We start from the raw sequence: 20635 nt of genomic DNA on the forward strand, positions 1-20635 counted from the left end.
TGATATGTTAAATGAAAAGAAACGGAGGTTTTTTTATGAGTTGGAATGGTATATTTTACAACAAATTGATGGAGTCTTATAATGATAAGCTGAATTATGGTGGCGTCTCAGGGGAAAGATTGGCAGCTAGACTCGCCGCACTATCAGAGATTGGACTTACGGCAGATAAGGGTTCTAATCGTCCTGGTTACTCTCTTGAAGAGAAGCAGGCGAAGGATATGGTTGCAGGCTGGATGGAAGATGCTGGCCTTGTCGTCCATCATGACGAGGCTGGGAATGTGTTCGGTCGGCTTGCAGGAAAACATAATCATTTGCCGGCCATTTTGAGCGGCTCCCATGTAGATAGTGTACCAAATGGTGGTCACTTTGATGGTCCATTAGGTGTATTAGCTGCACTAGAAGTAGCCCAGGCTTGGAAGGATAAGGGCTACCAGCCAGAAAAGCCTTATGAAGTCGTCATCTTTAGTGATGAAGAAGGGGCCCGATTCAACGGTGGCTTTAACGGAAGTGAAGGTATGATGGGGTTAGGAAGCTTAGAAGAAAAAATGAAATTAAAAGATAGCGAAGGGGTAAGCTTTGAAGAAGTTTTAAAAAAAGTAGGATTATCTGCAGCACAGTACCCTGAGGCTAAACGGGCTAAAGAAACGATTGAAATGTTTGTGGAAGTACATATTGAACAAGGTAAACGTTTAGAAAAACAAAACCTTCCTTGTGGCATTGTAACAGGTATTGCAGGACCATGCTGGCTTGAAGTCACGTTTACTGGAGAAGCGGGCCATGCTGGTAATACACCGATGAATGACAGGAGGGATGCACTTGTAGCAGCTTCTGAGTTTATTACAAAAATATCCACATTGCCGTCTGCTGTAAGTGATAGTGCTGTAGCAACTGTAGGGAAGCTCCACGTCGAACCAAATGGAGTGAATGTGATACCAGGAAAGGTATCGTTATATGTAGATATTCGGGACATTCATAAAGAGCCGCGTGATAAACTGATTGAGAAAATTAAACAGACAGGTGAGGAAATAGCTGCCAACCACGGAACGACAGTAGCGTATTATGAGACGATGCGCGTATCACCAGTGCCCATTGAGGAGAAGACACAGGAGTTAATGGAAGAAGCAATTCGTTCCCAGGGATTAACTCCGTCTTGCTTACCGAGTGGTGCAGGGCATGATGCGATGGTAGTAGGTGAAGAAATTCCGGTGGCAATGCTATTTACGAAAAGTGTTAATGGTGTGAGCCATCATCCTGATGAATGGTCTGAACTAAGCGATTGTGTCCAAACTGTACATGTCCTTAAATCATTTGTAGAAAAGCTCCAACAGGGAGAATGAAAAAGTGAAGTTATTTTGGGTTCGATTTGGTATTCTTAGCATACTATGGTTATGTATTATTACATTGAATAGTGACAATGTACCGATAAGTATTTTGTTTTTTGCCGCTTCACTGGCTTTATACTTTTTCCTTTCTGTTGGAAAATTTCCTAATACTCTAATTGTTGTCCTGCTTGTAATTGGTTTTATCCATTTTTTAATAGTAGGACAAGAATCTGCCTTTTACACTATGGCCCTTTTCTACTTCTATTCTTTAGACGGGGTTTATCGTATTAGTCGGCAAAAATCCTTGATTGTATTATCTGCCTCTTTATTTCTTTCCCTTTTTTCTCTTCTGTTACATGATCAACTGACAGTGGAAGCGATCTTGGTTCTCACTATACTTTATGTGTTAGCAGGAAAAGTAGCAGTGATGATTACAAAAAGAGAGGAAATACGTCAGTTATATGAAGAGTTACGCGGCGAATATCGCAATTTGAAAAGGCTAAATCTAGTGGCTGAGCGGGATGCAAGGTTAGAAGAGCGAACGAATATTGCCCGTGATATTCATGATTCGGTAGGCCACCGTCTAACAGCTCTAATAATGAAATTGGAAATGCTCTCCATTCAACGACAAAATGAAGAATACACTGAATTGAAGCGTATGGCGACTGAAAGCCTTGAGGAGACGAGGCAGGCGGTAAGGGCATTGAAGATTGAGGAGAATGAAGGCATTGCTACTGTTGTCCAGTTAATACGAAAGCTTGAATCAGAAAGTCATATTATGGTGCAATTTACGATGAAGCAGGGTGTCCTTTCAGTTGGACTTTCTAATGAAAAAAGTGTTGTATTATATAGAGTGATTCAAGAAGCTTTGACAAATGCTATGCGTCATGCACAATCGAGGGAAGTGCGCGTAACACTCGGTAAGTCAGCAACAGGATCTATTTCATTCGAAATTGAAAATGCATTACATAAGGCCACATCTTTTAAAGAAGGGTTTGGCATCACGATGATGAGAAAGCGTGTGGATGAAATAGGAGGAAGATTGGAAGTGGTGCAAACGACCAACCAATTTCTTGTTTCAGGGATAATTCCCTGTGAGGGCTAGGGGGAAGAGGATGAAGGTTTTGCTTGTAGAAGATCAAGTGATTGTAAGACAAGGTCTTAAAGTAATATTAGAGCAGGATGAGAATGTAACCGTATCGCATGAAGCATCAAATGGTCAGGAAGCCATTGACGTATTGGAAAAACATATTATTGATTTCGTGATGATGGATGTTCGTATGCCTGTAATGAATGGGGTAGAAGCAACAAGAGTGATTAAACAGCGATGGCCTCATATTAAAGTACTTATTTTAACGACATTTAATGATGATACATATGCAGTAGAGGCACTTAGACAGGGGGCGAATGGCTTTTTACTTAAAACTTCAGAGTCAGCCAAATTAATAGCTGCAGTACACAGTTGTATGAAGGGCGGTTTAATCATACATGAAGAAGTGGCAGCAAAAGTCATGCCTAAACTGTTAGAACGTTCAACACAATCTCCACACCGAGAAGTTTCTCTTTCCGAAAGAGAATTAGCAATTACCAAGCTGGTGGGAGAGGGGAAAACGAATAAGGAAATTGCCACTGCACTATTTCTCTCTGTGGGTACGGTTAAGAATCACCTAACCCATATTCTTCAGAAAACAGGACAGCGTGATCGTACACAGCTTGCCATCTATGCTTTAAAGCATGACATATCAGATTAACTATCTTAAAGCTCTCCCTAGGGTGAGCTTTTTTCATGTTTTTAAAAAAGTGACTCAAGTCATATTAAGAAGCAACAAAACATGACTACAGACAGTATGCGCCAGATATGTTTTATTCTAAAATTAAATAGAAGGAGGGGAGACATATGTTAGAACTAGTTGATCTCTCAAAGAAATTCAAGCAGCTTTATGCTGTGAAAAATGTAAATATGTTTGTAGAACGAGGGGAAATTATTGGATTACTAGGCCCAAACGGTGCTGGAAAATCTACTGCCATTTCTATGATATCCTCATTAGCAGAGCCCACTTCTGGCGATGTACGATTCCACAATGAAAGCATTCTGAAAAAACCAGGGGATTTCCGTAATATCGTCGGGGTGATTCCACAAGAGATTGCACTATATACTGACCTCACCGCAGATGAGAACCTACAATTCTTTGGTAGGATGTACCGATTGAAAGGTTCTACCTTGAAAAACAAAATAAATGAAATACTGGATTTAGTTGGTTTGACTGATAGAAGAAAGGATGTCGTAAAGACCTTTTCAGGAGGGATGAAACGCCGACTTAATATTGGTGTCGCCTTGTTACATGACCCAGAACTACTTATTATGGATGAACCGACCGTTGGCATAGATCCGCAATCACGAAATTATATTTTGGAAACTGTTAAACGACTTAATAAAGAAAGAGATATGACCGTTATATACACAAGTCACTATATGGAAGAAGTAGAGTTCCTTTGTGACCGCATTTATATCATGGATCATGGAAATCTTATAGCTTCGGGAACTAATGAAGAGATTAAACGCATTTTATCTTCAGAAAAAACAATTTCCATTAAAAGTGATCAATTAAATGAGCAGTTTATATCTTTAATACAGGAGCACCCACTTGTTAATCGTGTCGTGACAACAGATAAAGAGATCACCCTTATGGTTGCAAAAGAAGTAAGTATGTTTGTTGAATTGACGAAGTTTGCTGAGCAAGCAGGCATTGAATTGACCTCAGTTCATAACAGAACCCCAACCTTGGAGGATGTGTTTTTGCATCTTACAGGGCGTGCTTTACGGGATTAGGGGGTGAGATGATGATAGGACAGATTATAAAAAAACAAGCATTGGAGTTTCTACGTAATCCAGTTCAACTATTATTACTCGTTGGTTTGCCAATTATTCTTATATTGATACTAGGTGTAGCATTAAGTGGTTTCATGAATGGAGAGAGCCCGGTTATTAAAGTGAAACTAGCCATCTTAGAGCAAGAAAGCGAGGAAGTGCAATTAGAGCGCTTTGCAGACGACTTAGGGGAAGAGCTACCAACCGAAGCCATAGAAGAAATGGAAAATATATTACCAATTGAACGGTTGAAACAGGATGTTTTAGGTAGTGAAGAAGCTTCGAAGTATATCACACTTGAGGAAATATCGTCTGAAGATAAGGAAAGGGTATTGAACGACAATACGTACACAGCGCTAATAGAGGTTCCTGAAAACTTTTCTTATGAAATTTTACAGTACTGGTTTAGTGCTGAGGAGAAGCGGTCTTCTGTACATCTGTATACAAACACAGAACATCAGCTTGGTGTAAGTATCGTGGACGGTATTCTTACCCAATACCAGGATCAGCTTACACTGCATTCATTTATAAACGAGAAACAAATTGACCCAGTTGTATTTGAAGAGAACTTACAAAATGTGACAGCAGATGTATCAACGATGGGACAGCAGCGTGCTGTTAGTTCAAAAGATTATTATACAGTGGGAATGGCAGTTATGAACGTTCTCTTCATTGCATCAACAATTGGTTCCATTGCTTTTTTAGAGAAAAGTACTTTTGTGTTTGACCGTATCATTTTAGCGAATGTTTCACGATGGACCTATTTTATTGGAATTCTCCTATCAGGAATGATCTTTGCATTTTTACATCTCCTGTTAATTTTTGGATTTGCTTGGATTGTTTTTGGAGTAACATGGCCGAATTTGTTTGGCTTTACCTTTGTGACCATGAGTTTCGCTATAGCAGTTGGAGGGATTGCGGTATTATTAACCGCACTATGTTATCGACTAAACTCTGAGGTGATTACCAACTTTTTCTCTAGTATTCTTGTGTCATTAATGGCTTTACTTGGTGGAAGTTTCTTCCCAATTGGAGATTCATCTGCCTTTATTTCCAAAATGGGAAATGTAACACCAAACGGTGCTGGAATGTCTGCTTATTTAAGTATACTTCGTGGCAATGAACTTTCTGATGTGACAAATCATGTTGTCTTTCTACTATTATTCGGTGTTATATCTATTATTGTTGCAGCATGGAGCTTTCCGAAAAGGGGGGCTGCCTTATGATCGCTATCATTCTAGCAAAGTTCCGTATGTTCATTCGCAACCCATGGACATTTATTATTTTTACTGTTATGTCCCTTGGCTTTGCATTCATAATTGGAGGAAACGGTGCTGTTTCAACTATTACTGTTCCAATTACTGCAGAAGAAGGGGCAATAGAAAATATTAACTTAAAAGAGTCGTTGGAAAACGAAGAAGCTTTTCGATTTAATTGGTTGGATGAAGAAGAGATGCGCAATCAGATAGAAAACGGAAAAGCAGAAGCTGGCGTGATTCTAAGCGACGATTCATATCAACTTATAATAGGTGTAGAATCACCAAATGTGTCAATGATTGAACAGGCAGTCCAGCGGGCTTATATGAAGCATAACCAAAAAGAAGCTATTGTAAAGGCTGCTGAAGCTGATACGGAGGATAAAAGGGAAACACTTTTACAAGATTTTGAAGCGACAATGGAATCTCCAGTTTTTGAAGTGGAAACAACAAGATTTACCAGCGAGGATGCAGTGATCTACGATAATACTTTCCAGTCGCTATTTGGTTTTACACTGTTTTTTGTGATATATACCATCGCTTATAATCTTTTGCCAATTCTGGTAGAGAAACGGGAAGGGATTTGGGACCGAATGATTCTTTCTCCTGTGAAGAAGTGGGAAGTTTATGTGGCGAATTTAGTCTACAGTTTTCTAGAAGGTTATATCCAAATAGTTATTATCTTTTGTGTTTTCCATTATGGATTAAAGCTTGACTTTTATGGCAAATTTGTTGAGGTCCTTCTTCTGTCAGTTCCTTACGTATTTGCTATTGTGGCACTATCCATTTTACTTACAGCTATTGTAAAAAACGTTCAACAGTTTAATGCGGTTATCCCGATTATAGCAGTAAGTATGGCAATGATAGGTGGTGCATATTGGCCACTAGAAATCGTGGAATCTGAAATATTAATCGCCCTTTCCAAAATTAATCCTATAACATACGGCATGGAAATTTTAAATGGTGTTGTGCTATATGGTTACTCCTTTGAAGAATTACTGTACCCGATTAGCATATTGGTGCTCATGGGAGTTGTAATGACAGGTCTTGGTATCCATCTTATGGAAAGAAGACATGTCTAAAAGATGAATTAACGGGTTCCATTCTGAGATACCCGGAAAATCTTACAGGGAAACACAAGTCGAATCTAAGTTAAAAGACAAGATTTTAACTTTATAATTAGCAGGAAAGAGGGAGGGACACGACGAGACGTGTCTCTCCTTAATTTTATTTATATAATAATTTATTGAATTCTGCATATCGTTTTAAATACTTGTTCTGTTAACTAGGAAAGCCTTCCTCTTTCTTACAGATAATAACTCAATAAATTAAGATAGATAACTTATTGGTTGTACAACCTCACACACTTCACTCTCTTCAAGAAATTTGTTAACTATAGATGAATGTGAAAAACCTACTATAAATAAAATACGTTCCTCTTCAAAATTTATAAGACGGGTTAAATTAGAAAACATAATTAAGTTTCTTTTGTACCACCAACTTAACCACTTTATACCAACATTATTATTAAAATCACCTATGCGTGCCATATTTACATACATCTTGTGTAATGTGTTAAGTAAAGAGGGGGCATTTAATTCTCTGTAGTAATCTAGTATGCTCTTATTTTCTGTTAACACAGGACCAACAAAATCTTTATATATATCACTTAGAAGTTCTGGTTGATTTTCTTTTGCCCAGCTCTCCATATCTCCATAGTCTATATCAGACTCACCCATCCAATCGGTTGGATAAATCTGTTTATGCCCGAGCCTTAAGGCTAAACGAAAGGCTACTTGATATATCTCATTCATTTCTAATTTGTATGCACCCATTTTGTATTGGTTATATCTTTCATTAACAAATTCACTATCTTCTGGTACCATTTCAACTGCAATTTTTGTTGGTTTAAAGTTTGCTAGTTTAGATACTAATTCTTCCATTTCAGCTTGTCTTTTTTCAGAATATAAACCCTCATATTCAAACATATGAAAAGTTCCAAGTACAAGAATTTTCGACTTTTCTCGTTTCAATGAGCTACCTCCATTTCTAATTTGCTAAATATTCTTATTATAATCCATACGAATGAGTTTTGTTTAAAGTTTCACTGCTCTATGATTAACTCTTTTTTACATAAACCCAAGGATAGTAGAATTCATAGAGAAAACTTGTTATAATCTTCCTCATAGCTTAATTTTACATTAAAATGAATGGTCATTCATTAAGAAGAGAAGGAAGAGTTTATGAAAAACATCTTAAGAATATTTACAAAAGACGCGAAGAACACTGGTACGAACTGGGTAGCGTTAATTTTAATAGGAGGACTTATTTTATTACCATCGCTTTATGCTTGGTTTAATATAAAGGCTTCCTGGGATCCTTATGGACAGACAGATCAGATTCCAATAGGTATTGTCAATGAAGATACAGGCTCTACATTAAGAGATGAAGATATTAATGTAGGCCAGGAACTTGTTGATACCTTAAAGGAAAATCCGTCGATGGACTGGCAGTTTGAAGATAAAGAAAAGGCGATGGATAAATTAGAATACGGGGATTATTTCGCGGTAATTGTAATCCCAGAAAACTTTTCAAGTAAACTGGGGACGGTAGTAGACGACCAGCCAGAAAAAGCTGATATGGAGTACTACGTAAATGAAAAGATTAATGCCATTGCTCCTAAGATTACAGATAAAGGTGCCTCAGCACTAATTGATGAGATTAGCAGCAACTTCATCTCGACCGTAAATGGGGTTATTTTTGAAACTTTTAATGATATCGGTATCGAGTTAGAACAAGATCTACCAGACATTGAGCGATTCGAGCAGTATATATTTGATATAGAAGAAAATCTACCTGAGATTAATGAACTAATTAATCAGTCTCTGACTGATGCAACCAGTGCTGAGGAGGTAATTAATCGTGCTCAGTCGCTTGTACCTGAAGCTGAACAAGTGACCCGTGATGGGCTGAATACGATTGATAATACAACAGCATTTTTAAATGAAGCAGAAGATCGCTTGAATGAAATGGCACCACAGATCCAAGCGGATTTAGAGCGTGTGCAGCAGGTAGCTCAAGATACAAATGCTTTTCTTAAAGAAGTACAATCTGCTGAGATTGATTTTGGGAATGGTGAGGAATTGACGGATCGGCTGGATGAACAGGTAGCCGAGCAAATTGAGAACATCAGCTCGATTGAAAACACATTAAGACAAGTGCAGCAACAGCAAAGTGAAAACAAAGAAGAAGACAACGCTGAAGATTCTCCTGATGAAGGAACGGAAGAAAGTAATCAGGGAAGTCAACAAATCGAACAGGCACTTGAAAAGTTAGCAACAATCCGTGCTGGACTTGAAACTGCACAACAGCGTAGTGGGGACATCCGCACATTTATCGAGGAGAAACATGCTGAAGTGGATGGATTAATTGGTGATTTGCAAAGCATTGTAGAAAACACCTCAGCAAATATCGACTCCTTTATCACAGAATACAATGAATCGATTGAGCCAAGAGTATTGGCAGAAGTCGCCAATGCCAAAACAACACTTGCGGAAGCCAGAAATATATTGGTGGAAATTCAAACAGCCATTCCAGAAGTGGAGAGGATCCTTTCGAGTGCGGAGACAGACCTCGGTGAGGGTAAAGGCTTGCTAGAGACAGTGCAGGGTGAGTTTCCTTATGTAAATGATAAGGTCAATGAATTAGCAGATCGTATAAGAGAAATACAAGGTGAAACAGATATTGGTGAGATTATTGAACTGCTGCAAAATGACCCAGAGGCAGAGCGAGGATTTTTTGCGGAACCAGTTCAGCTTAATGAGAATAAGGTCTTTCCAATAGAGAATTATGGTTCAGGTATGACTCCATTCTATACGGTGCTTGCAATATGGGTAGGTGGTTTACTACTTATTTCATTGCTTTCCACAGATACAACCAATATGGAAAGCTATTCATCAAGACAGGTTTATTTTGGTAAGTTATTGACATTTATTACGATCGGCTTGTTACAAACAACGATCGTCTCATTGGGGGATATCTTTCTTTTAAATGTATCGATGGCGAACCCTATTTGGTTTGTAGTGTTTGGATTGCTAATTAGTCTCGTGTTTATGATTATTATCTACACGCTAGTATCGGTCTTTGGGGATATCGGGAAAGCAATGGTAATCGTATTACTTGTTCTGCAGATTGCCGGCTCAGGCGGTACGTACCCTGTTGTACTCTTACCAGACTTTTTCCAGGTCATTCATCCTTTCCTGCCGTTTAGCTATGCAATTGATCTCTTGCGTGAAGCGGTAGGCGGAATTGTTTGGGAGCGAGTAATTCGGGATATCCTATTCCTCAGTATTTTTGGGATAGCAGCCATTGTGTTAGGAGCATTTTTAAAACAGCCAATTAATAGACAATCTAAAAAGATTAAACAAAAATCAAAAGAATCAGGGATGTTTCACTAAGATTGTTTCGTTCTAAAACGTGTTTTAAAAGTATACGATAGTGGAAAGAAAGGGGAGAGTGTTAAACTTTTGAAGTTAAATTATAAACTTGAGAAAGAGCAACTTCAAACGTATTAAGATTCTTAATCTTAATGGGGAGTGTGTTATTTTGGAAACAAACGACGAAACAAGAGCAAAGCTTTTGAGTGAACTGTCAGGACTAGGGGACGAGGAATTAAATAAACGCCCAAGCTCTGGTGGATGGTCAATCGGACAAGTAGTAGAGCACGTATATTTAATGGAAAGTACGGTGGCGCAAAACATTCAGTACACGCTAGAAAACGGATCAATAAAGGTAGTGTCTGCGAAACCTATTGAACTTGCAGTAAACCGAACAAAAAAGGTGGAGGCACCTGAGTTTGTTCTACCGAGCGAATCTCTTAAGACAGCAGAGAATCTGGAACAAAAATTGCATACTTCCCATGAATCTATACGTACGTTATACAATTCCGTTGATAAAACAAAATTAGAAGAAAAAGCGGCAATTCACCCGGTGTTCGGGGAAATGAATCTCCTCCAATGGATATTGTTTGTCGGTTATCATGAACAACGGCATATTGAGCAAATTAAGGAGATAAAGCAAAGATTAAAAATAAATAGTTAAGATGAAGGGGCAGGAAACTGCCTCTTTTGTTTTGCGGTTGAAAATGAAAGGATTTTCTTCCATCACTAACAATACAGTTCATAGAGGTGACGAACGGCAAAAGGGGCGTCTCTCAAGTAGAAAATGCAGTTCATAACCATCAACGCAGCTTTCTCCTCCAATCTTTAGATAAACTTATTCTAATCATACCAATGACTCACCCTGTAAACATGTACCATTCCAAATAGGGTTTAAACTATCCATTTTTCTAGTATAATAGATTGATAGGAGAAGAGCAGAGAGGGGAAGACATCATGAAGAAAAAACGTGTAATAGGTATTGGTATTGGGATTCTCTCCATCCTGCTAATAATTGATATAGTAGCAAGCTTTTATTTTTATAATTTAGCCATTGAGCGAAATGTAAAAGACTTTCTGCAGGGTAATACTGACCTGGAAGTTTCAGCAGAAGCGATGGATGTATTTATAGAGGGCGATTGGCGAGAATGGGTTGATGATCAGGAATTTGAACAATGGGAAATGACTTCCTATGACGGATTAGATTTAAAAGGATACTATCTCCCAGCCGAAGAGCAGACTAACAAGACCGTTGTACTAGCACATGGTTACTTGGGAAATGCCAGAGATATGGGGCTATATGGCCAATATTATTACGAAGAGCTAGGATACAATATATTTACTGCTGATATGAGAGGACATGGTAACAGTGGTGGAGATTATATTGGATTTGGCTGGCATGACCGATTGGATTATTTAGATTGGATGGATAGAATAGTAACTGAAACCGGTGAAGACACAGAAATTGTAATGCATGGTGTTTCCATGGGGGCAGCTACGGTATTAATGGCAAGTGGTGAAGAAGAACTACAACCAAATGTAAAAGCTATTGTAGCGGACAGTCCTTACACCAGTGTATATGATATGTTTGATTACCAATTGGGACGGATGTTTCACTTACCTGCTTTTCCGATTCTTCCTAGTACAAGTGCTGTGACAAAAATGAAAGCTGGATATTCCTTAAAAGAGGCATCTGCTTTGGATCAAGTAAAAAAGGCAGACGTACCGATTCTCTACATTCATGGTAATGCTGACACGTTTGTACCAACTAAAATGACGGAAGATCTTCTGGAAAATACAAATAGTGATGCAGAGATGATCACTTTTGACGGAGCAGGTCATGGAGAGGCATTTGTTACACAAAAAGAACGATATGTTACAAGGCTTAATGAGTTCCTTGGTCATTATTTTAATTAATACGGAAAGATTGAACCCTTCACTTTTTAATAGTGAAGGGTTTTTATTCATCTTTTATGCAAATTTATAAACAAATTCCGTTTTAATTTGTATATTTATAAAAATAAATTAATAAATATACTTGAAATGTTGTGTATAGATATTTATACTAGTGAATAATTAAAAAATTCGTACAGGAAAGGGTGGAACGTTTGAAAAAAGCGGCGATTGTTGGTGGTACCGGTTATGGAGCCTTAGAACTTATCAGGCTTCTACATACACACAGTGAAATAGAATTAGTAAAAATCATTTCCCACTCACAGAACGACACAGAAATTTCGACCATTTACCCTCACTTGAAATCGATCGAGGATATTGCCCTGGAAATATTAGATATTCCAACTCTAATCCAAGATGTAGACATCCTGCTTTTTGCCACCCCTGCTGGTGTAGCGAAAGAGATTATACCAAGCTTAGTTGGAAGTGGAGTACAATGTGTAGATTTGTCTGGTGATTTGCGACTTTCCTCTCAAGAGCAATACAAAGCATGGTACAAATCAGAAGCAGCTGAACAAGACCTACTAGATACTGCTGTATATGGACTTTCTGAAATTAATCGAAAGCAGATTAGAGATGCTACAATCCTATCTAATCCAGGATGTTTTCCCACGGCTGCACTGCTTGGATTAATACCCGCTATTAAACAAGAGCACGTTCATACGGACGGCATAATTATTGATGGGAAAACCGGAGTCTCTGGAGCGGGGAAAACACCATCAGGTCGTACACATTTTCCTGAAACGAATGGCAATATTACACCTTATAAAATTGGGGGACATCAACATATTCCCGAAATTGACCAGTACTTATCTGAACAAGGTAACGAGACAGTATACGCTACCTTTACCACCCATCTGGTTCCCATGACAAGAGGCATCCTATGTACCATGTACGGAAGACTTTCTGGTCAGCAATCCACGGAAGAAATCTTATCTGATTACAAACATTTCTATGAAAAAGATCGCTTTGTCAGAATACTAGACGAAGGGGAACTTCCAACAACCAAAAGTGTCTATGGAAGCAACTTTTGCGATATAGCGCTACATGTGGACAATAGGACGAATCAGCTGATTATCATTTCTGCTATAGATAACTTAATGAAGGGAGCAGCCGGTCAAGCAATTCAAAATGTAAATATCATGAATGGATGGGATGAAGAAAATGGGTTGAATCAAATCCCGATTTATCCATAGAAAGGATGAGAGCATGGTAACGATACAGAGTGAGACAATTAAGTTTTTGAAAGAGGGGCATGTAACTTCTCCTAAAGGATTTTTAGCAGGTGGGCTGCATTGCGGGATTCGTAAAAAAAGACGTGACTTTGGATGGCTTCACTCTGTAACTCCTGCTGTTGCTGCGGGTGTTTATACTATGAATGCTTTTCAGGCCGCACCATTAAAAGTAACGAAGCGTGCAATCAATACTAACAACCATTTACAAGCTGTAATTGTAAATTCCGGGATTGCCAATGCTTGTACCGGCCATCAAGGAGAAATGGATGCCGAGGAGATGCAACAAGTCGCTGCCGAAAAGCTAAATATTCCGAAAAACTATGTGGGGGTCGCTTCTACCGGGCTTATTGGAAGCCCACTACCAATGGGGAAGATAAAGAAGGCAATAAGCGAAATATCGGTCAATAAAGAAAATGCTCCACACCATTTTGAAGATGCCATTTTAACGACAGATACTGTGACAAAGCATGTTGGGGTTCAGCTAGAGATTGATGGAAAAACAATTACAATCGGAGGTGCTGCGAAAGGGTCTGGTATGATACACCCGAATATGGCTACCATGCTTGGTTTTATCACTACAGATGCAGCAGTAGAAGCGGAGAGTCTTCAGCTTGCACTCAGACAGACTACTGATCAAACCTTCAATATGATTACAGTCGACGGAGATTGCAGTACGAATGACATGGTTCTGGTAATGGCAAATGGACAACAAGAGAATAGTCCCCTAAATGTTTCTCATCCTCAGTGGTCTCTTTTTGTAGATGCTCTGAAAATGGTAAGTGAGGAGCTTGCCAAAATGATTGCAAGAGACGGGGAAGGTGCTACCAAGTTAATTGAGGTGAAGGTAACTGGCGCTCCGTCTCAAGAGGTGGCATCCCAAATTGCTAAATCTGTTATTTCCTCTAACCTTGTTAAAACAGCTATTTACGGGGCTGACCCAAACTGGGGGAGAATTATTTGTGCAGTTGGCTACAGTGAGCAGCCGATAAATCCAGATAAGATCTGCATTCATATAGGAGAAATTCCTGTAGTAAAAGATGGGGTGCCCCTTTCTTTTAATGAACAGGATGGAAAGCACTACTTGCAACAAGAAAACATAACGTTACATGTAAATTTGCAGGATGGATTATTTAATTCTACCGGATGGGGCTGTGACTTAACATATGATTACGTCAAAATTAATGCTTCTTATCGAACGTGAGGTGTGGAGATGCAATTAGTTGTGCTTAAACTCGGTGGCAGCATACTGGGAAAGCTTCCAACACAATTTTATCGAATTATTGGTGAACTTTTAAATAAGAGGCAATGTCTTCCTATCATCGTGCATGGCGGAGGGCCAGCCATAAATCAAATGCTAGATAGCTTGCATATACCAAACGAAAAGGTGGATGGTCTAAGGGTTACAACGAACAGCGTTTTGGAAATAGCCGAAATGGTGATGTCTGGTCAGATTAACAAGCAGATTGTTTCAGAATTCCAACTGGCTGGTGTCAATAGTTGTGGCCTAAGTGGAGTTGACGGAAAATTGCTTCAATCAGTGACTGCTGATGAAACGGGAAAATTAGGTTTTGTCGGAGAGGTAGAAAAAGTGAATACGGAAATCCTTACTACTTTTCTAGAAGCAGGTGTCTTGCCTGTAATATCCCCAATTGGTACAGACCTCTTTGGTCAACATTACAATATTAATGGAGATAGTGCGGCTACGGCAATTGCTCAGGCGTTAGAGGCTGATCTTGTGTTTGTCAGTGATGTCGACGGAGTTATGGAAGAGGTCCATGGACAAAAAGTGCTACTTTCAGCACTGGATGAACAACAAATTTACGAAAGAATAGCTTGTGGCAATATATACGGTGGAATGATTCCTAAAGTGGAAGCCGCGATAAAGGGATTGGTAAACGGTGTAAAAAGGACGTCTATTCTAAACGGCTTGAAACCAGAAGATATTGTAGCATTTATTAACGGAGAATCGCGGGGGACCAGTATTTTACTAAGAAAGGAGACATACGATGAGCCAGTCCATATCAGTGAATGAACTACCTGCGGTGATGAATGTCTATAACCGCTTCCCTATAGAGTTGGTGAAGGGAAAAGGAAGCTACGTTTGGGATAAGGAAGGAAAGAAGTATCTCGATTTCACTTCAGGAATTGCCACTTGTAATCTTGGCCATGTACCTGAGCCAGTTCATAAGAAGCTCTCTGAACAGCTCGCTTCGTTATGGCATTGTTCCAATTTATTTGCCATACCGGCTCAAGAGGAGCTTGCACAGAAATTAACCTACCATAGTTGTTACAATCAGGTGTTTTTTTGTAACAGTGGTGCTGAAGCTAATGAAGCTGCTATTAAACTAGCAAAGAAATACGCCAAAGATCAAGGGAATCCAGAACGAACAGAAATCGTTACATTCCACCACTCTTTTCACGGACGTACAGGGACTACGATGGCTGCTACAGCCCAAGAGAAAATTCATCAAGGATTTGAACCGATCGTTTCGGGATTTCGCTACCTGCCTCTTAATTCAAAGGATGTATTATCGCAAATTGATAATGGGAAAACCACTGCCGTATTAGTAGAGCTGGTTCAGGGGGAAGGAGGCGTTCGTCCTGTCGAGCAGGAATGGATAATAGCACTGGAAGACTATTGCAGGCAGTCAGACATTTTACTGATGGTAGATGAAATACAAACAGGCATCGGGAGAACGGGAACATTGTTTGCCTATGAGCAATTTGGAATAAAACCAGATGTTATGACGCTTGCAAAAGGGCTTGGTTCTGGTTTTCCAGTCGGAGCAATGCTGGCACGCCAAGAAGTTGCCGCTTCCTTTCAACCTGGAACACATGGAAGTACGTTTGGTGGAAACCCGTTAGCAATGACGGCGGGTGCTGCAACATTGGATGTGATGCTTGATAAACAATTCTTTCAGGAAGTTGTGGATAAAAGCAGGTGGTTGTTTGAGGCGTTGCATGAATTGAAAGCAAACTTCCCTATTATAAAAGATGTACGGGGATATGGCTTCTTAATTGGTGTTGAGTTCTCTGAAAATGCAGCTGATATTGTTGCAGCCTTTAGGGATAAGGGGGTTATCGTTCTTGCAGCAGGAGAGCATGTTTTACGAATCCTTCCACCATTAACCGCAACATGGGAAGAAATCAAGGTGTTCATCCACACCCTTACTGGAATCTTAGTAGAAGGAGAGAATAACACAAAATGACAAAAGGCTATCTTATGCTACAGACAGGAGAAGTTTTCAGTGGTGATTGGCTTGGTGCAATGCAGGACACCACAGGAGAACTCGTTTTTAACACCAGTATGACCGGTTATCAGGAGATGATGACAGATCCATCTTATGCTGGTCAAATTTTAACCTTTTGCTACCCGATGATAGGTAATTATGGTATCAATCTTCAGGATGTGGAAAGTAACCACATTGCCGTATCTGCGGTAATCATGAACGATACCTGTGAGGAGCCGAGTCATTATCAGTCCGTCGCAACGTTATCCGAAAAACTGGAGCAAGCAGGGGTGTCGGGACTGACGAATGTGGATACAAGGGCACTTGTGGCCATTATCCGGAAACACAAAACTGTTCGCGCAAGAATTGTGTCACAACAATCCTCTATAACCACGATGTCTTTTTGGAAGCAGGAAAGTACGCAGGAATTAGTCAAAACAGTAGCTGTGCCGGAATATGAAGAGTTTGGTACAGGTGACCTACACATTGTTCTTCTCGATTTTGGTTATAAAAAGTCCATATTAAATGAATTGCTTGAGGCTGAATGTAAGGTCACCATTGTACCTTTCTTTACACCTTTTGAAGAGATCGTGCTTCTTGCACCTGATGGAGTCTTAATTAGTAATGGACCAGGAGATCCAAAAGATTTGGGAGCTTATTTTCCAACAGTAAAAAAGTTATCGGAAACATACCCGACACTTGGTATTTGCTTAGGTCACCAATTGCTCGCTCTCGCCCATGGTGGGAAAACGAAAAAAATGCCGTATGGCCACAGAGGTGGCAACCATCCTGTGAAAGACTTAGCTACAGGCAAAGTAACTATCACTTCCCAAAATCACGGATATGAGGTCATTGAAGATTCTATTCCTAACGAAGCCTTTCAACTAACTTTCCGGAATGTGAATGATAACTCCGTTGAAGGGATGAAACATACTACATTACCGATCTTATCCGTTCAGTTTCACCCGGAAGCTCATCCAGGACCAAGTGATGCGGCGTACATTTTTCAAGACTTTCTACACCAAGTAGTAACAAGGAGGGAGCAGGCATGCCAAGGCGTACACAGCTAAAAAAAGTGCTAGTCATCGGCTCTGGCCCCATTGTGATAGGGCAAGCCGCTGAATTTGATTATGCAGGAACACAGGCTTGTCTTGCATTAAAAGAAGAAGGAATCGAAGTTATACTTGTTAATAATAATCCTGCAACTATCATGACGGATAAAAACATTGCGGACCACGTTTATATGGAACCATTGGAATTGGAAATACTTGAAAAAATAATTGCCAAGGAGAAGCCTGATGGGGTAATCGGAACCTTGGGTGGCCAAACAGGCTTAAATTTAACAGTACAATTATTTGAAAAAGGTATTCTCGATCAATATGGTGTTCAGGTGCTTGGTACGCCTGTCAAAGCGATTCAAAATGGGGAGGATCGTAACCTATTTCGAAACCTTATGTTAGATATAGATGAGCCGATTCCAGAGTCGCGTATCATAAAAAATTTAGAGGAAGGGCTTGCTTTTATTCAGACAATTGGCTTTCCAGTAATTCTGCGTCCTGCCTACACACTTGGTGGAGAAGGAGGGGGATTCGCGCATAATGAATCTGAATTTGCTGAGTTACTTGTAAAGGCTCTATCTCTCAGTCCAATTAACCAGGTTTTGGTAGAAAAAAGTATAAAGGGTTGGAAGGAAGTAGAATACGAGGTAATGCGAGATAAGAACGATACGTGCATTATTGTATGTAACATGGAAAATATGGATCCAGTAGGGGTACATACTGGTGACTCTATAGTGGTAGCTCCTTCCCAAACCTTAAATGATGTGCAATATCAATTATTACGTACTGCTTCTTTAAAAGTAATTCGAGAACTCGGTGTTGTAGGGGGCTGTAATATTCAGTTTGCCATACATCCGGCATCAAATGAATACCGGATTATTGAAGTAAACCCTCGAGTTAGCCGTTCATCTGCATTAGCCTCAAAGGCAACAGGATATCCGATTGCTCGGATTGCAGCCAAATGTGCGGTTGGTTTTAACCTTGATGAGATTCTTAATCCAATTACTGGAAATACATACGCATCGTTTGAGCCAGCATTGGATTATATTGTAGTAAAATTACCACGCTTTCCGTTTGATAAATTTACGGAAGCAGATCGCACCTTAGGTACCCAAATGAAAGCGACTGGCGAAGTGATGGCGATTGATCGGACATTTGAAGGTGCTTTAAATAAAGCCATTCGCTCTTTGGAACTTAATGTAAATAGCCTTCATTGGCCAGGATTGGAAAAAAAGACGGAAGATGAGCTAGAGCAGCTCCTTCATGTGCCAAACGACCTGCGGCTATTTGCAATTGGAGAAGCACTAAATCGTGGAATGGATATAGATAAGGTTATGAGCCTTACAGAAATAGATTACTGGTTTATTCGAAAATTACAACGCATGATTGAACAGGAGGAGACTTTAGTGTCCTATCAGTGGTCTGATATTCCATCCGAAGTACTAAGGCAGGCAAAACGCTTTAATTGTAGTGATGAACGGATTTCAGAACTGACAGTTATTTCCACCAAGGATTTAAGAAAAAAGTATAAAGAAATATCTTTGCAACCTGCCTACAAGCTTGTTGACACATGTGCCGGGGAGTTTGATGCCATTACACCATATTATTACTCAACATGGCATGGGGTAGATGAAGTGGAGACGCAAAACGAAAAGAAAAAAATTCTAGTGTTAGGTTCTGGGCCGATCCGTATTGGACAGGGGATTGAATTTGATTATTGCGCGGTACAAGCGACCATGGCACTGAAAGAATTGGGTTATGAAACCATCGTAATGAATAATAACCCAGAAACTGTAAGCACAGACTATTCGCTTGCAGACAGCTTGTATTTTGAGCCACTAGCATTAGAGGATGTGCTTGCCGTCATACACAAAGAAAAGGTTGATGGAGTGCTCGTGCAATTTGGCGGACAAACAGCCATCAATCTAGTAGAAGGTTTAGTAGAGGAAGGTGTTCCTATTTTAGGAACCACTGCTGATGCGATAAATAAAATGGAGGATCGTGATGCCTTTTATCAATTATTGGATGAGCTAGAAATTTCCCATATAGTAGGTAAAGTTGTCTCACATTATGAAGAGTTAAAGCATAGTGCTAAAGAAATTGGCTTCCCCATTCTGATTCGACCATCCTACGTCATTGGCGGACAATCCATGTTTGTAAGCTACAATGAATCAGAACTATTGCATTATGTGGAACGGATAGAAGCTGATAGCAATGGACAATGCTGGCCGCTTTTACTTGATTCTTATTTGCCTGGATTGGAATGTGAAGTTGATGTTATCAGCGACGGGGAGGATATTGTCATTCCAGGAATTTATGAGCATGTAGAAAAAGCTGGAGTTCATTCAGGTGACAGTATGATGCTATTCCCATCTGTCACATTAACTACAAGTATAAAAGAGAAAATAACGAAAATAATTCAAGGTATTTGTAGAAAAGTTCCAATCATAGGTGTGATGAACGTTCAGTTTATCGTTTATCAAGAAGATGTCTTTGTAATTGAAGTGAATCCACGATCTTCTCGTACAATCCCTATCATTAGTAAAGTGACAGATGTCCCGATTGTAGATTGGGCAGTACAGGTCCAACTGGGTAAGCGTTTGGCATCATTAACTAATGAACTTAATGTAATGAGAGAACCATCTTATTTTACGATAAAAGCGCCTGTCTTTTCAGATGGAAAATTAAAAGGTGTGGATCATGTACTTGGTCCAGAAATGAAATCAACGGGCGAAATCATTGGATTGGGAGAAAGCCTAGAAGAAGCAATGAACAAGATTCGTCCTCACCTCCCTAGTGAGAACTTAAAAATCTTTGTTTCTATTGCTGACAGATTTAAAAAAGAGGCCTTAGAGCTTATCAAACAGCTTGCTAACAAGAATGTAAGATTCATAGCCACAGAAGGGACCGCAAATTATATAAAAGCTGCTGGACTTGATGTTATAAAGGTGACTAATGAGAAATGTTCGATCGAGGCTTATTGGACCACACAACAACCAGATGTGTTAATTAATATTCCTTCTAGAGGAAGAGAACGAGACAGGAAGGGATTTTACTTAAGAGAGCTAGCAACACGATACTCGGTTACTTGCTTTACTAGCCTTGATACAGCACGTGCTATTCTCCTGGCCGAAGAGCCTGATCATATTGATGTTTGCTCTTTAACAGAATATATGACAAAAGAAATGGTGAAAAAATAAAAAAAGAACCTTAAGTGAATGAAGGAGCTGTTTCCGTGATGGAGTCAGCTCCTTTTTCCTGCCTTTTTTTAAATGT

16 protein-coding genes are annotated in these 20635 nt (G+C 39.6%); 15 read left to right on the forward strand and 1 reads right to left on the reverse strand.

The window, feature by feature from the left end; translation table 11 throughout:
* Positions 1–35: 35 nt before the first annotated feature.
* The 6 genes from BN985_RS15025 to BN985_RS15050 all read left to right on the forward strand — a co-directional run bounded on the left by BN985_RS15025 (position 36) and on the right by BN985_RS15050 (position 6529).
* A complete protein-coding gene (locus BN985_RS15025) occupies positions 36–1337 on the forward strand; it encodes a M20 family metallo-hydrolase (RefSeq protein ID WP_042224436.1) in 1302 nt (433 codons plus the stop codon).
* Between the two features lie 4 nt (positions 1338–1341).
* Complete coding sequence (locus BN985_RS15030) at positions 1342–2427, forward strand: sensor histidine kinase (RefSeq protein WP_042224437.1); 1086 nt, start codon at positions 1342–1344, stop codon at positions 2425–2427.
* A gap of 10 nt (positions 2428–2437) precedes the next feature.
* Complete coding sequence (locus BN985_RS15035) at positions 2438–3073, forward strand: response regulator transcription factor (protein ID WP_042224439.1); 636 nt, start codon at positions 2438–2440, stop codon at positions 3071–3073.
* Positions 3074–3219: 146 nt separating this feature from the next.
* Positions 3220–4152 (forward strand): ABC transporter ATP-binding protein, encoded by a 933-nt coding sequence (locus BN985_RS15040; protein ID WP_042224440.1) that lies wholly within the window; start codon positions 3220–3222, stop codon positions 4150–4152.
* Positions 4153–4163: 11 nt separating this feature from the next.
* Positions 4164–5417 (forward strand): ABC transporter permease, encoded by a 1254-nt coding sequence (locus BN985_RS15045; RefSeq protein ID WP_042224442.1) that lies wholly within the window; start codon positions 4164–4166, stop codon positions 5415–5417.
* Entirely contained in the window at positions 5414–6529 is a 1116-nt protein-coding gene (locus BN985_RS15050) for an ABC transporter permease (protein ID WP_042224443.1), read from the forward strand. The genes BN985_RS15045 and BN985_RS15050 overlap by 4 nt, the downstream gene beginning before the upstream one ends.
* 246 nt (positions 6530–6775) lie before the next feature.
* Here BN985_RS15050 and BN985_RS15055 read toward each other — a convergent pair whose 3' ends face one another.
* Positions 6776–7480 (reverse strand): DUF5694 domain-containing protein, encoded by a 705-nt coding sequence (locus tag BN985_RS15055; RefSeq protein WP_095149345.1) that lies wholly within the window; start codon positions 7478–7480, stop codon positions 6776–6778.
* A 210-nt stretch (positions 7481–7690) separates the two neighbouring features.
* Between BN985_RS15055 and BN985_RS15060 the strand changes: the two genes are divergently transcribed.
* From BN985_RS15060 to carB, 9 genes are all read left to right on the forward strand, one after another.
* Positions 7691–9904, forward strand: coding sequence for a YhgE/Pip domain-containing protein (locus BN985_RS15060; RefSeq protein WP_176463546.1), 2214 nt, complete (start codon positions 7691–7693; stop codon positions 9902–9904).
* Positions 9905–10052: 148 nt separating this feature from the next.
* Positions 10053–10547, forward strand: coding sequence for a DinB family protein (locus BN985_RS15065; protein WP_052360710.1), 495 nt, complete (start codon positions 10053–10055; stop codon positions 10545–10547).
* Between the two features lie 293 nt (positions 10548–10840).
* Positions 10841–11800 carry an alpha/beta hydrolase gene (locus tag BN985_RS15070; protein WP_042224445.1) on the forward strand — a complete coding sequence of 320 codons (960 nt, stop codon included), beginning with the start codon at positions 10841–10843 and terminating at the stop codon, positions 11798–11800.
* Between the two features lie 182 nt (positions 11801–11982).
* Entirely contained in the window at positions 11983–13032 is a 1050-nt protein-coding gene (gene argC, locus BN985_RS15075) for an N-acetyl-gamma-glutamyl-phosphate reductase (protein WP_332257504.1), read from the forward strand.
* 13 nt (positions 13033–13045) lie between these two features.
* Complete coding sequence (argJ, locus tag BN985_RS15080; RefSeq protein ID WP_042224448.1) at positions 13046–14272, forward strand: bifunctional glutamate N-acetyltransferase/amino-acid acetyltransferase ArgJ; 1227 nt, start codon at positions 13046–13048, stop codon at positions 14270–14272.
* Positions 14273–14281: 9 nt separating this feature from the next.
* A complete protein-coding gene (gene argB / locus BN985_RS15085) occupies positions 14282–15103 on the forward strand; it encodes an acetylglutamate kinase (protein ID WP_042224450.1) in 822 nt (273 codons plus the stop codon).
* Complete coding sequence (locus BN985_RS15090) at positions 15078–16280, forward strand: acetylornithine transaminase (RefSeq protein WP_042224453.1); 1203 nt, start codon at positions 15078–15080, stop codon at positions 16278–16280. Before argB ends, BN985_RS15090 begins: the two co-directional genes overlap by 26 nt.
* The gene (locus BN985_RS15095; protein ID WP_042224454.1) at positions 16277–17371 is read left to right on the forward strand and encodes a carbamoyl phosphate synthase small subunit; all 1095 of its coding nucleotides are present in this window, start codon (positions 16277–16279) and stop codon (positions 17369–17371) included. The genes BN985_RS15090 and BN985_RS15095 overlap by 4 nt, the downstream gene beginning before the upstream one ends.
* Complete coding sequence (carB, locus tag BN985_RS15100; RefSeq protein WP_042224455.1) at positions 17350–20559, forward strand: carbamoyl-phosphate synthase (glutamine-hydrolyzing) large subunit; 3210 nt, start codon at positions 17350–17352, stop codon at positions 20557–20559. The genes BN985_RS15095 and carB overlap by 22 nt, the downstream gene beginning before the upstream one ends.
* Positions 20560–20635 lie beyond the last annotated feature (76 nt).

The organism is Oceanobacillus manasiensis (assembly GCF_000724085.1).
GTDB classification, from domain to species: Bacteria; Bacillota; Bacilli; order Bacillales; family Amphibacillaceae; genus Oceanobacillus_B; species Oceanobacillus_B manasiensis.

What these genes read in the sequence shown, in the direction of transcription:
- BN985_RS15040 (WP_042224440.1), top strand. Translation starts at nt 3,220, where the DNA reads ATGTTAGAACTAGTTGATCTCTCAAAGAAATTCAAGCAGCTTTATGCT.
- BN985_RS15070 (WP_042224445.1), top strand. Translation starts at nt 10,841, where the DNA reads ATGAAGAAAAAACGTGTAATAGGTATTGGTATTGGGATTCTCTCCATC.
- BN985_RS15060 (WP_176463546.1), top strand. Translation starts at nt 7,691, where the DNA reads ATGAAAAACATCTTAAGAATATTTACAAAAGACGCGAAGAACACTGGT.
- BN985_RS15025 (WP_042224436.1), top strand. Translation starts at nt 36, where the DNA reads ATGAGTTGGAATGGTATATTTTACAACAAATTGATGGAGTCTTATAAT.
- BN985_RS15095 (WP_042224454.1), top strand. Translation starts at nt 16,277, where the DNA reads ATGACAAAAGGCTATCTTATGCTACAGACAGGAGAAGTTTTCAGTGGT.
- BN985_RS15045 (WP_042224442.1), top strand. Translation starts at nt 4,164, where the DNA reads ATGATAGGACAGATTATAAAAAAACAAGCATTGGAGTTTCTACGTAAT.
- argJ (WP_042224448.1), top strand. Translation starts at nt 13,046, where the DNA reads ATGGTAACGATACAGAGTGAGACAATTAAGTTTTTGAAAGAGGGGCAT.
- carB (WP_042224455.1), top strand. Translation starts at nt 17,350, where the DNA reads ATGCCAAGGCGTACACAGCTAAAAAAAGTGCTAGTCATCGGCTCTGGC.
- BN985_RS15050 (WP_042224443.1), top strand. Translation starts at nt 5,414, where the DNA reads ATGATCGCTATCATTCTAGCAAAGTTCCGTATGTTCATTCGCAACCCA.
- BN985_RS15035 (WP_042224439.1), top strand. Translation starts at nt 2,438, where the DNA reads ATGAAGGTTTTGCTTGTAGAAGATCAAGTGATTGTAAGACAAGGTCTT.
- BN985_RS15090 (WP_042224453.1), top strand. Translation starts at nt 15,078, where the DNA reads ATGAGCCAGTCCATATCAGTGAATGAACTACCTGCGGTGATGAATGTC.
- argB (WP_042224450.1), top strand. Translation starts at nt 14,282, where the DNA reads ATGCAATTAGTTGTGCTTAAACTCGGTGGCAGCATACTGGGAAAGCTT.